This is a genomic window from Leptolyngbya sp. CALU 1928 (genome assembly GCF_056784215.1).
Map to the genome: position 1 here is coordinate 2,882,582 of NZ_JBXBCE010000001.1, position 12,818 is coordinate 2,895,399.

Annotated in this window: 12 protein-coding genes and 1 pseudogene; 8 read left to right on the forward strand and 5 right to left on the reverse strand. The window is 44.6% G+C overall.

The genetic code is table 11. The features are described from left to right. The first annotated feature begins 221 nt into the window (after positions 1-221). The 3 genes from AC1S5B_RS13460 (at position 222) to AC1S5B_RS13470 (ending at position 2,676) form a co-directional block, all read left to right on the forward strand. Positions 222-980 (forward strand): hypothetical protein, encoded by a 759-nt coding sequence (locus tag AC1S5B_RS13460; protein WP_482036183.1) that lies wholly within the window; start codon positions 222-224, stop codon positions 978-980. Between the two features lie 347 nt (positions 981-1,327). Then, positions 1,328-1,876, forward strand: coding sequence for a rhodanese-like domain-containing protein (locus tag AC1S5B_RS13465; protein ID WP_482036184.1), 549 nt, complete (start codon positions 1,328-1,330; stop codon positions 1,874-1,876). A 221-nt stretch (positions 1,877-2,097) separates the two neighbouring features. Beyond that, on the forward strand, positions 2,098-2,676 hold the full coding sequence (locus tag AC1S5B_RS13470) for a DUF2267 domain-containing protein (protein ID WP_482036185.1): 579 nt from the start codon (positions 2,098-2,100) through the stop codon (positions 2,674-2,676). A gap of 58 nt (positions 2,677-2,734) precedes the next feature. Here the strand turns inward: AC1S5B_RS13470 and AC1S5B_RS13475 are convergent, their stop codons facing one another. Beyond that, on the reverse strand, positions 2,735-3,475 hold the full coding sequence (locus AC1S5B_RS13475) for an LmeA family phospholipid-binding protein (RefSeq protein WP_482036186.1): 741 nt from the start codon (positions 3,473-3,475) through the stop codon (positions 2,735-2,737). 311 nt (positions 3,476-3,786) lie between these two features. Between AC1S5B_RS13475 and AC1S5B_RS13480 the strand changes: the two genes are divergently transcribed. Together AC1S5B_RS13480 and AC1S5B_RS13485 are read left to right on the forward strand one after the other, a co-directional pair. Continuing rightward, positions 3,787-3,996: a hypothetical protein gene (locus tag AC1S5B_RS13480; RefSeq protein ID WP_482036187.1), complete on the forward strand. Its 210-nt coding sequence runs from the start codon at positions 3,787-3,789 to the stop codon at positions 3,994-3,996. 171 nt (positions 3,997-4,167) lie between these two features. Continuing rightward, positions 4,168-4,344, forward strand: a pseudogene (locus AC1S5B_RS13485) (helix-turn-helix domain-containing protein); the annotation flags it as partial. Between the two features lie 36 nt (positions 4,345-4,380). Here AC1S5B_RS13485 and AC1S5B_RS13490 read toward each other — a convergent pair. Then, positions 4,381-4,587, reverse strand: coding sequence for a hypothetical protein (locus tag AC1S5B_RS13490; protein WP_482036188.1), 207 nt, complete (start codon positions 4,585-4,587; stop codon positions 4,381-4,383). Between the two features lie 394 nt (positions 4,588-4,981). Between AC1S5B_RS13490 and truB the strand changes: the two genes are divergently transcribed. Then, the gene (gene truB / locus AC1S5B_RS13495) at positions 4,982-5,893 is read left to right on the forward strand and encodes a tRNA pseudouridine(55) synthase TruB (RefSeq protein WP_482036189.1); all 912 of its coding nucleotides are present in this window, start codon (positions 4,982-4,984) and stop codon (positions 5,891-5,893) included. Between the two features lie 64 nt (positions 5,894-5,957). Here truB and ebsA read toward each other — a convergent pair whose 3' ends face one another. Next, on the reverse strand, positions 5,958-6,335 hold the full coding sequence (gene ebsA, locus AC1S5B_RS13500; protein ID WP_482036190.1) for a type IV pilus biogenesis protein EbsA: 378 nt from the start codon (positions 6,333-6,335) through the stop codon (positions 5,958-5,960). 496 nt (positions 6,336-6,831) lie between these two features. Between ebsA and AC1S5B_RS13505 the strand changes: the two genes are divergently transcribed. Then, a complete protein-coding gene (locus AC1S5B_RS13505; protein WP_482033858.1) occupies positions 6,832-7,911 on the forward strand; it encodes an ISAs1 family transposase in 1,080 nt (359 codons plus the stop codon). Between the two features lie 140 nt (positions 7,912-8,051). On the opposite strand, the gene AC1S5B_RS13510 is transcribed toward AC1S5B_RS13505, so the two are convergent. Further along, positions 8,052-8,762: a queuosine precursor transporter gene (locus AC1S5B_RS13510; RefSeq protein ID WP_482036191.1), complete on the reverse strand. Its 711-nt coding sequence runs from the start codon at positions 8,760-8,762 to the stop codon at positions 8,052-8,054. A gap of 94 nt (positions 8,763-8,856) precedes the next feature. On the opposite strand from AC1S5B_RS13510, the gene AC1S5B_RS13515 reads away from it, so the two are divergent. Further along, positions 8,857-9,648, forward strand: a complete 792-nt coding sequence (locus AC1S5B_RS13515) for an HAD family hydrolase (protein ID WP_482036192.1) — start codon at positions 8,857-8,859, stop codon at positions 9,646-9,648. 67 nt (positions 9,649-9,715) lie between these two features. Here AC1S5B_RS13515 and AC1S5B_RS13520 read toward each other — a convergent pair whose 3' ends face one another. After that, positions 9,716-12,649 carry a sensor histidine kinase gene (locus AC1S5B_RS13520; protein WP_482036193.1) on the reverse strand — a complete coding sequence of 978 codons (2,934 nt, stop codon included), beginning with the start codon at positions 12,647-12,649 and terminating at the stop codon, positions 9,716-9,718. Positions 12,650-12,818: the final 169 nt, after the last annotated feature.

The window sequence follows — 12,818 nt, forward strand, 5'->3', positions numbered from 1 at the left end:
GATACCTTTTAACCTTTCTAACGATAGACACAGTATTAGTAAACACAATCTACATTTGAAGTATGAACTTTCTCAGGCAAAGAAAAGCTGACCAGCTACTTGCTTAACTCGAAAGTCACACCATATAAATCTACGGCTTTTTCAAACGGTTATTTAGACAAATAAAGATACCTAACCAAACTGATAAAGCCGTCATGATTTTACAAATTTAGGAGATAGGCATGAAAACTAAGCTCAACTCAAAAAACGATCTGCTCAGCTTGACTCGATTTATTAGTGTTGGGGTTCTAGCAGCATGTTCATCATTTGTACTGTTTCAACCAGAAGCCGCTAACTCTCAACAATCACCCGCTAATTCATCACAAACAGGTGGGTCACAGCAACAAAACACTGTCAATCCTATTGACTCTGAGAACCCATCTACATTGAGGCAGAATCCTGCAACTATTAGACGGGATTCTACTCAAAATGACAATCTAACTGCTCCTAACTCAAATTATCCTGGTAGAGGCACTTACACCACACCTCGTAGCAGTAGCCCCACTAATAGCATCTCTCCTAGTGGCACTCAAGATTCTATGAGTCCTTCTACAGGTGGTGGAAACACTGATTTAAACGTGGGCGGCAGCAGACGCACCAGTCCAAATACAGGTGGCAGTGGTATAAATTCTACTACTGAAATGAATGGCACCATGAATAATTCAAGTGGTACTACGACTCCTTCTACAAGTGGCGGCAGTGCTGATTCAAACTTGGGTGGTAGCAGACTGAATAGTCAAAACACAGGTGGTAGCGGCAGTGGTTCTAGCCAAAATACTCAAATGAATGGAGGCACAAACTCCAGCCCAGATGGTGGTGTCAATTCTACTACTGAAATGAATGGTACTACGAATAATTCCAGTGGCAGTCCAAGTGGCACTACAAATAATTCAAGTGGTAGTTCAGGTAGCGGTTCAGGGTCTGTCCCAGGTTTGTGGTAACACAATACTAGTGAATAAATAAGCTAGTCATCTGAGTTTATAAAGACGTGCTAAAACCACGTCTTTGATTTGATCTTTTTAACTAGTAAATCTATCTTTAAGAGGATAGATTTACTAGTTGAATCGTTAAAGGGTTACTCTACTTAGTTCACTAAAAACAATATTCTTACTCCATTTTAAGTTCACTTCTTTTCAGGTAAAACCTTTGACGCTCAAGCTTATCTCTGAAGAGGGAGGCTTCTAGTTTTTATTGTTTGTACACTCTAACTAATGTATTTAGACTGATTAAAGTATTAAAGATTAATCGAGCAAATACAGGCAGCGAATCCCATAAAGGAGTCAACAACATGATAGAAGATGCAGGAAACAACATTCAAGAAACCTTTCAAGCAGCTCATGAGCGCGAAGAAAACACTCTTGAAAAGGCAAAAGAAACATTCAATGAAAAACTTCCATTTTCAACACCTGCTGGTTCCGTTTCTGGAAACGTGGTTAGTGTTCATGAGCTAAAGTCTCGCTTGAATTGGGGGGAGCCTGGTCTGACAATTTTGGATGTACGCGATCGCGATGCATTTGATGACTGCCGCATTCTGGGTGCTATGAATACGCCCTTATCTATCTTGCCAGGTGCAGTGCAGAATACTTTGCAGCAGAAACGTGACATCTATGTCTATGGTAGCAATGAGGAAGAATCTGCTGCTGCTGCTAGTGCTTTACATGCAGCCGGATTCCAAAAAGTTGCCATCTTGAAAGGCGGCTTGGAAGCTTGGTTAAAGGTAGATGGCTCTATAGATGGTGTGGCAACAAACTCAGACCCTGGTTCAGATGCATATAATGTCGTTTCACGGCTTAAAGAATTTGCCCATGAAAGGGCACAAGAAAAAAGCCTGAAGTAGCTTTTTCTCAAGTGGAATTTTGCATTTTAAGAGATGTGTTTTGAGTTTCCTTATTCTAAGCTTTTTTAATTGAAGTCTTAGGATAAGGAATTTCTTTTAAGTTGCAAACTGAGAGCGATCGCGTTATTAATCTTTCTTTTGACTGAAGATTTGTAGTGTGTTTCACCGTTAAATCTAAATACTCAAAGAGCAAATTATTTTGTTTTGCAAGGAGCCATAGAATGTTAGAAGACAATGTAAATCAAAGTGATAAGACTGAAATTCCAAATGATCCAACTGAAGTAGAAGCAGCGAATCTAGCTCAGGCAGTTAAACGCCCTATCGATGCTGAAATTTCAGATGAACATCGTCCTTTTTTAGAAAAAGTGATGGTAAACGGAGGGCTTTCTGACCCTTATGACGCGCGGGATATTACTGAAGTGGTGTTTAGGGTAATGCGCGATTTGATGACTACAGAAGCTGCGGATAGAGTAGCAGATGAATTACATGAAGAAGTTTTGGATACTACTGATAAAACACTTCAGATGGAAATTACAGAGTTGTGGAAAGATACTAATCCACTCGTTGGATTCTTAAGTCGCGTACGTCCACCTTGGCAAGGACCTGGTATTTTCAAAATCACTTCTGATCGATTTTTGTTTCGAGTTGCAAATGAGTCTGGAATGTCTCATATGGTCGATCGCGATAAGGTGATCAAGGTAATTTTCTCTGCCACAAAAGATGAGTTATCGGAAGAACGTATTCAAGAAGTAGCAAGCTGGTTACCTGATATTGTAAGAGAGCTATGGGAACAGGCATAGCCTAAATGACACATAAAAAGGGCACCTATCGCGAGGTGCCCTTTTTGTATGATTAGGTTTAGAAGTTTGGTATTTTCTCAATTTTAGTTTTTGCGTGGATAATCATTTTTCCTGCTTGAATTTCAAATTTTTGTAGCCAAAAATTTATTCCTGGAACATCAAAGTTGCTTAAATCTAACAGAGTTGTAATCTGATTTAAAATAGCTATGCCAAGTTCTGGATTTAATCCCTGTCCTTGCACCGATAAAATTTCTAAATCGATTTTCTGACCATCTGTCTTCATTTTTGGGATGACTGATGCAGCGAAAGATTTAGTTTCGTTAGACTCTTGCAGCAAAAAATCAATATCCACAGATATAATTCCCTCATCAAGTAAACGAATCGTTGCCCGATGTAATTCAAATGTGTGAGACTGCTGATCAAGTTGCAACTTTAAGTCTTTAAGCTTGCGCACGATATAATCTGATGCCAGAGCGCGATTGAGATCTTCTTCTGTTAAAACAATTTGAGCCTCGGCATCAGCAGGCTGATCTAGTTTGATAGTGCCAAGAAAAGCGCTAAAAGGATTGAGCGAAACTTTAGCTGTTTGGACTTCTAGTGATTCCATTCGCAGGTCTTGCTTCATGACCATTCCTTTTCCACTAATAGCTACTGAGTCTACCTCTCCCTGAAGTAATTTGCCTGGATTTGTACGAATATCAATATTCAGATCGTCTACGTTATCTAGCTGGTTTGCTATTCCTATCTCAGCTACCTTACTTAAAGCCTGTTCCCCTATGTCAGGGTTATCTGATGTCATTTTAATAACTCCACGCTGTGTTGATTTAAGCAATTAAGAAACTGAGTTCTAACGATGCTTTACTTATGTGACCAAATGAAAAGAGATTATTAATCTGTCTAAAGTGGGAGAAGCTACTTTCTGTTTTATGTGAATATATTATTAGGTTTAACTTATAGTCTAAAAGCAATGTAAATAATCTGCTTTTTAAGTTACTAGCTTACAAATTGCTTTGTAGATTTATATGTTTCTAGTCATATCTTGATGTTGTTTGGAAATTCAAAAGCAGTTGCGATCGCAATTTTAATAAATTCAAATAGGAGACTTAACTCATGACTAATCTAAATCACACTACTCTTATTGCTCCTCCAGATCCAACGACCTATCCCGATCTTCCCACCCCGGATTATCCTACTCCTGTTCCAACTCCAACGCCGGATTCTCCCAGTCCCTACCCAATGCCAGATCCACAGCCAGAACCTACCCTAATTCCCGTACCTGATATGCCGCCTGAAATTACGCCTGGTGTTCCATCGATTTGAGCATTTCTAGAGTGGCGACTGAGCAAAGATAATCTGACAGTAATTGCGACTATAGCAATCCTAAATCATTCGTAAAAAAGGATAGAGGTAGGATAGTTTTTGATCAGGACTATAGCTGGAATGGTAAATCTGTGTATGGAATAACTCGCTTGGCTTGAGGAAAAGAACTACTGGAACCTGAGTGAACTTCAACAGCATCTTGAAGAGGTGTATGACGTTGTGTTTACATTCAAGAAAATCTATTACGAGTTGTTTTACAAGGCTGGAATTAGTTGGAAAAAGACTCAGAAGCGCAATCCCAAAGCAGACCTTGAATTGGTAGAGCAAAAACAGGAAATCACAGGTTAGCCGGAGCATCATCGGTAATAGATCGTCAGACGTGAGTTAGTGATCTTCTTTGAGGATGTAGTCATCTGTTGTGAGAGAGATCTGTGTGACTATGTCTGGGGCAAAACTAACCAGCGGATTGAAGTACCGATGACGAGCAACACCAGAAGACAAGCTAGAAGAGTCAAAGTGGGCTATTACTTGCCTCGGTTTGCTGCCAAAGAACCAGGCAGAAACCAGTTGAGGATGTTTGGTTGTAGGCAAAGCGGTTTACTCGAGAGTTGTATCACTTGTGTAACTTATTCACATCGGTGAAGGGGTTATTTGAGTTCGTCATCCATCATCAAACCTTTGATTCTCTAAAAGTCTTTGTGTACGACGCGTTTTCATGAATCATCTAGGATCGCCATAGATCCCAATGAACATTGGCACCAGAGTTTCAAAGGCTTTCCGGGTTAAACCGGTCATTGCCCTTATCAGTTGGTTTGGCTTCAACTGGTTTGGCTTCAACGCCTGTTCGATGTTCAGCCTTGTCCTACCCACTCACTGACTTCCTATTTTGCCTGTAATTTGATGGCATCGGTTTTGTGAAGAAAGGTAGAAGGGTGACGAATGCAGATAAAAATGGGTATGAAGCTGATTTTGAGCCGATTTTTACATGGATGGTTTTTTAAATTTAAACAAGCCCGTGGGGTTCACGTCCCATGACTGCGTGGCTAAATTGCGGCGATTGTTGAATACCAGGCGAATTGGGCACGCAGGTACGCTTGATCCTTTAGCAGCAGGTGTGTTGCCGATCGCCATCGGTCGGGCAACTCGACTACTTCAGTTTTTGCGATCAGATAAGGCATACCGAGCCGTGATTCGGTTTGGGGTCACCACCACTACTGATGACTTGGAAGGCGAGATCCTCAATCAGCAGCCCGTTCCACAACTGGATTTAGCCAAAGTGAAAAACGCGCTCCAGCAGTTCGAGGGCACGATTCAGCAAGTACCACCGATTTATAGCGCGATTCAGGTGGATGGCAAACGGCTTTACGACTTGGCGCGATCGGGAAAAATCGTAGAAGTGCCAACTCGCACCGTGGAAGTGACAGAGATCAAAATCGTAAACTGGCAGCCAGGAGAGTTTCCGGAGTTGGAGATTGATATTATTTGTGGTGGCGGCACCTATATCCGGGCGATCGCCCGTGATCTAGGCATGGCTTTACACACCTTCGGGACTCTGGTGAACCTGATTCGCACCCAAAGCAGCGGTTTTGACTTGGAAAATAGCCTCACCCTAGAACAATTAGAAAAACAGCTTCAGCAAAATACCTTTCAAGCTGTTTTGCCGGATGAAGCATTGGGGCATCTAGAGGCGATCGTCCTCTCTTCCATTCTTGCCAGACGCTGGTGCCAAGGGCAACGCATCGCCCCCTACGATCTGCCAGAGGACTTTACCTCCAGCCGCGCCCCGCTTCGGATTTATACCGAAACCGGAACCTTTCTCGGCATAGGACAACTCACAGATCCCCCAACCGGAACAATCCTCACCGCGCGGGTCGTTTTCCTAGATAGTACCGGGTAGAGTCCAAGGGGTAGGGGCAGAAGTGTAGAGCAACATCTTTAACCTGATGCCCAAAACCTCTTCCCTACTCTTCGTATCGCATCAATTTTTTGTAAAAACTTTGAGAAAAATCTGCCAGTCGCATGCGCTTGAAGTTCAAAATTACCTCAATTAGGAAATCAATGAACTCAAAATTCGCCATCATTAGTTCGTAGCTGAGATCAGCTTCACTATCAAACTGAATTCGGCAGCGGGTTAAATCAGCAGGGAGTGCCGAGATATTCCAGGTTGCCACAAACGGAATGCTGTCGCCGCCTTCAATGCGGCGCTCTCCCTCTAAATTGCCTTTCTGATAAAGGCTGATTGCATAGGGCAAGATCGATCGCTTGCCCTGCTGCGGATAGTAAGGCAGGTAAACTCCTACTTGGGGTTGAGGCGCGGGCTGTAGCTTGTCAATAGCCATACCAGAGAGTCCTAAAGAATTTAGTGTATGCACGTGTAACATTAAAGCCCACTTTGAATCAAGCCATCACCAGAGCGTGAAATTTTATTTCATTCTTAGAAAGAATTCTAGAGGGTTCTGTCTCACTCAAGATAACAATTATAGACACTCAATCAACTGACCTAATGTGGCTTAAGAACGTAGCTTTTCAAGCATGAAATTTTGCAAAAAACTGATGTTGTTTGAGAATGGGCAAAAAAATTGAATAAAGTGCGTTTAGGCTTAAAAATCTTTACATTAAGTGGTCTCGCAGTTCGACTGGCACAATTGTTGCCCTCATCCTAGTTTTGCAAGTTTGCCCTCATCCCCTAGCCCCTGCTACGCACGTCCTGCGGTCTACCCACCGTGGAGCAGGCGAATTAGATTTAAAGTCTCTCGCTCGCTCTGGGAGAGCAGGGCTAGTTCATCAGTGGTAGAAAAATGATAATGGGTGATGCTCTTTCACCCCTAGCTAGCCATGAGCCTGATTGATGCTCTCAAACAAGTACGAGACTATCGAACCCAACCCCAGTATCCATTGTGGGTGATTTTGTTGCTGGTACTGATGGCAACGATGAGCGGGTGTGTGGGGTATCGAGCGATCGCGTGCTTTGTGGAGCGCCATCAAACCCAATTGTTAGGGGTACTCGAAGTGCCCTATGAGCGGTTACCCTGCTACTCGACGATTCGCCGCGCTTTGGTGCGAGTGGACTTTGAGGCGTTAACCGAGGTTTTCAATCAATGGGCACAGGAAACGGTTGAGCTGGAAGAGCAAGCCGCTTGTGCCGTTGACGGCAAGAGCATCCGAGTCAGTCTGAGAGATTACGACCAGGCGTATCAAGATTTTGTCAGTGTGGTGTCGGTGGTCAGCACTCGACTGGGACTGGTCGTTGGGGTGCAATCCATGCACAACAAAACGAGTAGTGAAATTGTAACGGTACAAACCTTGTTGGAGCACCTTCAGTTGCAAGGGGTGTGTTTTAGTTTTGATGCCCTGCACGCCAAAAAAAAAACAGTTCAGCAAATTATAGCCAGTCAGAACCACTACTTAATTGCCATCAAAGGGAATCAACCCAAATTATTAGCCCAAATCCAGCAGCAGTTTGAACACTCGTCTCCCCTCAGTTGTCACGTGGACTCAGAGCGGACGCGCAATCGCTCAACCCAACGCCGTGTGTGTGTATTGGAGCCAAGTGCCACCATTGACCCAAGTTGGGTCGCTCTTAAACGAGTGATTCGGGTCGAACGCACCGGACTAAGAGCAGGCATACCCGTTTCACAGACGGTGTTTTATATCAGTTCGCTGGCAACCGATGCCGCCGAGTTTGCCCGTCGTATCCGGCAGCATTGGCACATTGAGAATCGCCTCCACTGGTGTAAAGATGTGGTCTTTCAAGAAGATACGACTCCACTGTGTGAGGGTCACGCTTTGATTAATATGGCAATTGTGCGAACCTTTGCCCTTAATCTCTTCCGGCAGCATGGGTTTGACTCTTTGACTCAGGCGATTCGACAGGTTGCTCATGATATCCCTCGCCTATTTTCCTTCTGCCAATGAATCAGCCCTGCTCTGGGAGAGGGATTTGGGGTGGGGGCTACAAAAGTTGGGAGGCACTCGACCGGCACATAGCCGACAATGGTCACTCAGCAACGATGACCGATGATAAACGCCGAACTGACTTTAGGTTGTCCTAGGCTTCAACTTTCACTTCGGAATGGGTTGAAGTTTGTATTCACATCAAAGTAATCTTCTTGCTCTTGGTGTTTTAACCAGTTAGTGAGCGCATAAGTCACTGGTGTAAAAACGATTTCCACACCACATTTGAATATATAGTTGGATAGGATGAGGGTGATAAGTAACGGAGTTGGAATTACATTGGCAAACGCGATCGCGCTAAAAATTGCAGTATCAATCAACTGTCCAATCAGCGTAGAACCCACCGTGCGGACCCAAAGATATTTACCGCGAGTGAATACTTTTAACTTTGCCAAAATAAACGAGTTTGAAAACTCTCCAGCAAAGTAAGCAATCAAACTAGCCGTCACAATTCGAGGCGTAAATCCTAAGATTTGGTCATAGGCTGATTGATATTGCCACTCTGGTGCGGGTGGCAATACCCCAACCAAAATAAAGGTGAAAGACATGAGTATTGCTGAGATAAACCCCAACCAAATCACCTTGCGCGATCGCCGATAACCATAAACTTCCGTTAGTATGTCGCCAAAAATATAGCTGATGGGAAACAACAAAGTGCCGCCATCAAAAGTGAAAGGTCCAGCGATTAAAATTTTTGTAGAAGTCACATTAGAAATCAGCAGCACTGCCACAAATAGCGCAGTAATCGTATCTAGATGATGAAAGGCTTTTGTCGCATTCCTATGGAGAAGATTGGTTTGAGGTTGATTCATGTCAAGTCATGCAACTGATCTCTGCGTAGAGTAGATTACCTTATATTAGGCTTTTCTTTGCTAAGGTAACGCTGATTAGTCAAGGGCTAGCTCTATGGTTTTCAATTCAAGTAGTGTTGCAATGCCCACTATTCTGGCGCTTGACTTTGATGGAGTCATTTGTGATGGTCGATTGGAATATTTTCAGTCAGGTTGGCGAACCTATTGCCAGGTTTGGAGTGCCCCAGATGCAAAGCCGCCCTCTGGACTCAGCGATCGCTATAGACGGTTGGCTGCGGTGATTGAAACCGATCGCGATCTAGCGCTTTTAGTCAGAGCGTTGATGCTAGAGATTTCCGATGATGAAATATTAGATACCTGGTATACGTTGGCTCCGCAGCTTTTGGCAAAAGATCAGATAACAGAAGCTCAAGTGGTGGAGGGATTCATTCAGGTGCGTGATCAATGGATTACCAGCGATCGCGAAAGTTGGTTAGCCTGTCAGCCGTTCTATCCTGGTATTCGCGATCGGCTCCTCAAGATTTTGGATAGCCCTGTGCAACTGGTTATTGTCACCAATCGATCGCAGCGGTTTGCTCAAGAGTTGTTGCAGGTTCAGGGAATTGTTTTACCGGATGCTCAGGTTTACGGCAAGCAAGCACAACGCCCAAAATTTGAGGTGCTGCGATCGCTGAAAGCATCGGGAAATTCAAGTATTTGGTTTGTGGAAGACCATGTAAAAGCGCTGCATCTAGTGGAGCAACAGCCCGATTTAGAAGATGTCCAAATGTTTCTGACCGATTGGGGATTTAATACGCCAGCGGTACGGGCATCAATTCAGGCAAATCCGCGAATTCGACTGTTATCATTGCCCCAGTTTTTGCAGGATTTCACTGCTTGGATGTGAGCGCAGTTTTGAAAAGGAACAATCGTCGCGTTATTGCTGCTTGATAGTAGTATTTCAGACCGTACGGTTATAAGTGAAGGGCAAAAGTTGTCCAGCCTTGGTTACTTTCAACTTGGATAGAGCCGCCTAATTCATCCACAAGCCGCTGGACTAAAGCCAACCCTAACCCCGTACCGCCTTGCCGCCAGCGATCGCCATTGGGCACCCGATAAAATTTGTCAAAAATTCGAGCTAATTCTGTTGCTGGAATTTCTACCTGATTTTGGACCAAAAATACAATCTGCGCGCCGAGATCGCTGGCTGAGTTCTCCACCTGCCTTACGCTCAAAATCACTTCGCCATTAGGAGGCGTATATTTGCAAGCATTATTGAGCAGTTCAGCTAGCACCCGTTCTAAGGTTGGCTGGTCAGCAATAATCGGCGGCAGGTTGGCTGGAATGCGAACGTGTAAAGTTTGGTTGCGATCGTGGACGCGCGATCGAAAAGGTTCCACCAATCGATCCAGGCACTCTTGCAGATTGATTGGGACTGGATTAAGCAGATAAGAAGAGGCTTCTAGCCGTTGCAGGTCAAGCAGGTCATTAATTAACTCAATTTCTCGAATGCACTCCGATTGCAAAATATCTAAATATTGCTTTTGGCGCTCCGGGCTGGTCATGGTTTTCAACATGTGGATCGCCATTTTCATGTTAGACATGGGAGTCCGCAGTTCATGAGACACGGTGCTAAGAAAATCATCTTTTAGCTGGTTAAGCTCTTCTAAAGCAGTCACCTGCGCCTGAGTTGCTTGATATAGACGAGCCTGACGAATTGCGATCGCGCATTGATTTGCCACCTGTTGCACCAGCCGAATTTCCAAGTCTGTGAAGGCTTCATCGGCTCGCCTAAACAGCCACAGATCAGCCATAACACTTTGGTCATCCACAATGGGACACACAAAGGCGGCGTGTAGACCCGCCAAGGGGCGCATTCCTGTATCGTGAAGCCGGCAAAACTGAAAATATTGGGCTTTTAAAAGCTGATCATACAGATGAGCATAGTCTGCCATCTTTACGGTGGCACCTTTGGCTGCCGGAACATCAGAACGAATATATTCATAGCGAACGGTAGAAGTTCCCTGCTCTAAATCATAAATCCCTGCATCACATCCAGCGGTTCCTAACCCTAGAACTAGCTCTTGAACCGCATTTTGAAGAATTTGATCTTCGTCTAAACTATCGCGCACTGAGTCTGTAATTCGCTTCAGCATTGCTTCATAGGTCAGTGCTTGCTGAAGTTGGATCGTCCGTTCTCGCACTTGCTCTTCTAGGTTGGCGTTGAGTTGACGCACTTGGCGATAAAGCTCGGACTGTTGAATGGCGATCGCCACTTGACTTGCCAGTTGTTCCAATAGCCCAATTTCATAAGTTGCCCAGACCCGCGTCGTACTACACTGATGGGCAACGAGTGTTCCCCATAATTCATCGCCGTGCAAAATTGGCACCGCCAAAAAAGATTGAATCTGCCACTGCGCCATAAACGCTTGCAGTTCAGGAGATTGCTGCTGGTGATCATCTACCACCACATGTTGCCCTTGGCGATAGGTCAGATGGCGGTGCCCAAAGGAGGTGTCGTTTAAGGTAAGACCTAAAAGAGAAAGATAGTTCGGCCGAACCGATTCTGCGGTGACGATGCGATCGCTAGTGGCAAGGCTGCGATAAATCACGACTCGATCTGCCATTAAAAACTGGCGAACCTCTGAAACTGTTGTGTTCAAAATTTCTTTTAGGTTCAAAGATTGACGAATTCGATGGGAAATACTGGCTGACAACTGCGCCAATCCTGCCATTAATCGTTCTCGTTCTGCTTGCTGCAAAAGGGCTGCTTCTGCCAATTTTCGTTCAGTAATATCTCGGGTAAAGCAGTGGTGTCCAATCAGTTGCTCATACCAATCGTAAGCAGCCACCATCATGACTTCTTTATGAAATGTTGAACCGTCTTTACGAATTGCCCGAACTTCTGCCTCACTTTTTCCGTGCAGCAGCATGTGTTGGTAGCTTACCTCTGCGATCGCCCTATCATCTGAATAGACGGTGTCTTGCCAAGCCATGCCAATCATTTCTGCCTGCTCATAGCCTAAGGCTCCAGCATAAGCCCGGTTCAGAGCGATATAGCGCCCTTTGATGTCCAAACGAGCAATGCCTTCCACGGCATTTCCCAACGCTGTACTCATCTCTAACAACTCAGCTTGGGCATGCCGTCGCTCAGTCACGTCTACTAAAAATAGAGACAATCCATCGGCTGTGGGAAAAACACGCACCTCAAACCAGGTTCGCAAGAAGGGATAAAACTCTTCAAAACTGACTGGAATTTTTTGAGCAAGGGCTTTATTACATTCTCGATCTAACGTTGAGCCGATAAAATCGGGGAACGTTTCCCAGAGATTTTGACCCAGCAATTCTTCGCGCGATCGCTGAATCAGTTGTGCCGCTTGATGATTGAGATAGGTAAAGCACCAGTTTTTATCTAGCGAAACGAATGCATCCGTAACGCTTTCGAGAATGTTAGCAATCTGCCGATTTGCTCCCCGCAGGGCTTCTTCCACCCGATTACGTTCAGTAATATCATGACAATTAACCACCACTCCTCGAATGGCAGGATCATCCAGCAAGCTAGTGGCAACGGCTTCAAATGAACGCCAACAGCCATTTCGATGCCGCACTCGATATTCGATCGCGGGTTGCCCAACGCGAGGATTTTGCACTGCGTTTTGCAACACTTCCAGGATGATGGCAATATCGTCTGGATGCACTAATTCAACCGCAGATTTGCCATTAACGTCTTCTAAGCGATAGCCTAAAACACGCTCTGCGGAGGGGCTACAGTAGCGAAAAATACCCGTTTCATCCAAAATCACAATGATGTCAGTGGCATTTTCAATCAACGAACGAAAGCGGCGATCGCTCTCTTCCAAGTTAATGTCCGCTAGTTCGCCTTCCACCCAATCACCTCTACCATCCATTGTTAGCGACTACCCAACTGTCTGCTCAAAAGCCCCAAAATTGAGATCGTCCCCTCAATCACCAATACAACCCAGAATTTCCATAGTGGAATTTCTCGCTCTACGAGATAACCGTATTTCTGCCGAGCGCTCCGAATTTTTTTTGGGAACAATCTACTCTAACCGTAGA

Excerpts from the sequence above, each read along its gene's own strand:
- AC1S5B_RS13460 (WP_482036183.1), top strand. The coding sequence starts at position 222 with ATGAAAACTAAGCTCAACTCAAAAAACGATCTGCTCAGCTTGACTCGA.
- AC1S5B_RS13465 (WP_482036184.1), top strand. The coding sequence starts at position 1,328 with ATGATAGAAGATGCAGGAAACAACATTCAAGAAACCTTTCAAGCAGCT.
- AC1S5B_RS13470 (WP_482036185.1), top strand. The coding sequence starts at position 2,098 with ATGTTAGAAGACAATGTAAATCAAAGTGATAAGACTGAAATTCCAAAT.
- AC1S5B_RS13475 (WP_482036186.1), bottom strand. The coding sequence starts at position 3,475 with ATGACATCAGATAACCCTGACATAGGGGAACAGGCTTTAAGTAAGGTA.
- AC1S5B_RS13480 (WP_482036187.1), top strand. The coding sequence starts at position 3,787 with ATGACTAATCTAAATCACACTACTCTTATTGCTCCTCCAGATCCAACG.
- truB (WP_482036189.1), top strand. The coding sequence starts at position 4,982 with ATGGATGGTTTTTTAAATTTAAACAAGCCCGTGGGGTTCACGTCCCAT.
- ebsA (WP_482036190.1), bottom strand. The coding sequence starts at position 6,335 with ATGGCTATTGACAAGCTACAGCCCGCGCCTCAACCCCAAGTAGGAGTT.
- AC1S5B_RS13505 (WP_482033858.1), top strand. The coding sequence starts at position 6,832 with ATGAGCCTGATTGATGCTCTCAAACAAGTACGAGACTATCGAACCCAA.
- AC1S5B_RS13510 (WP_482036191.1), bottom strand. The coding sequence starts at position 8,762 with ATGAATCAACCTCAAACCAATCTTCTCCATAGGAATGCGACAAAAGCC.
- AC1S5B_RS13515 (WP_482036192.1), top strand. The coding sequence starts at position 8,857 with ATGGTTTTCAATTCAAGTAGTGTTGCAATGCCCACTATTCTGGCGCTT.
- AC1S5B_RS13520 (WP_482036193.1), bottom strand. The coding sequence starts at position 12,649 with ATGGATGGTAGAGGTGATTGGGTGGAAGGCGAACTAGCGGACATTAAC.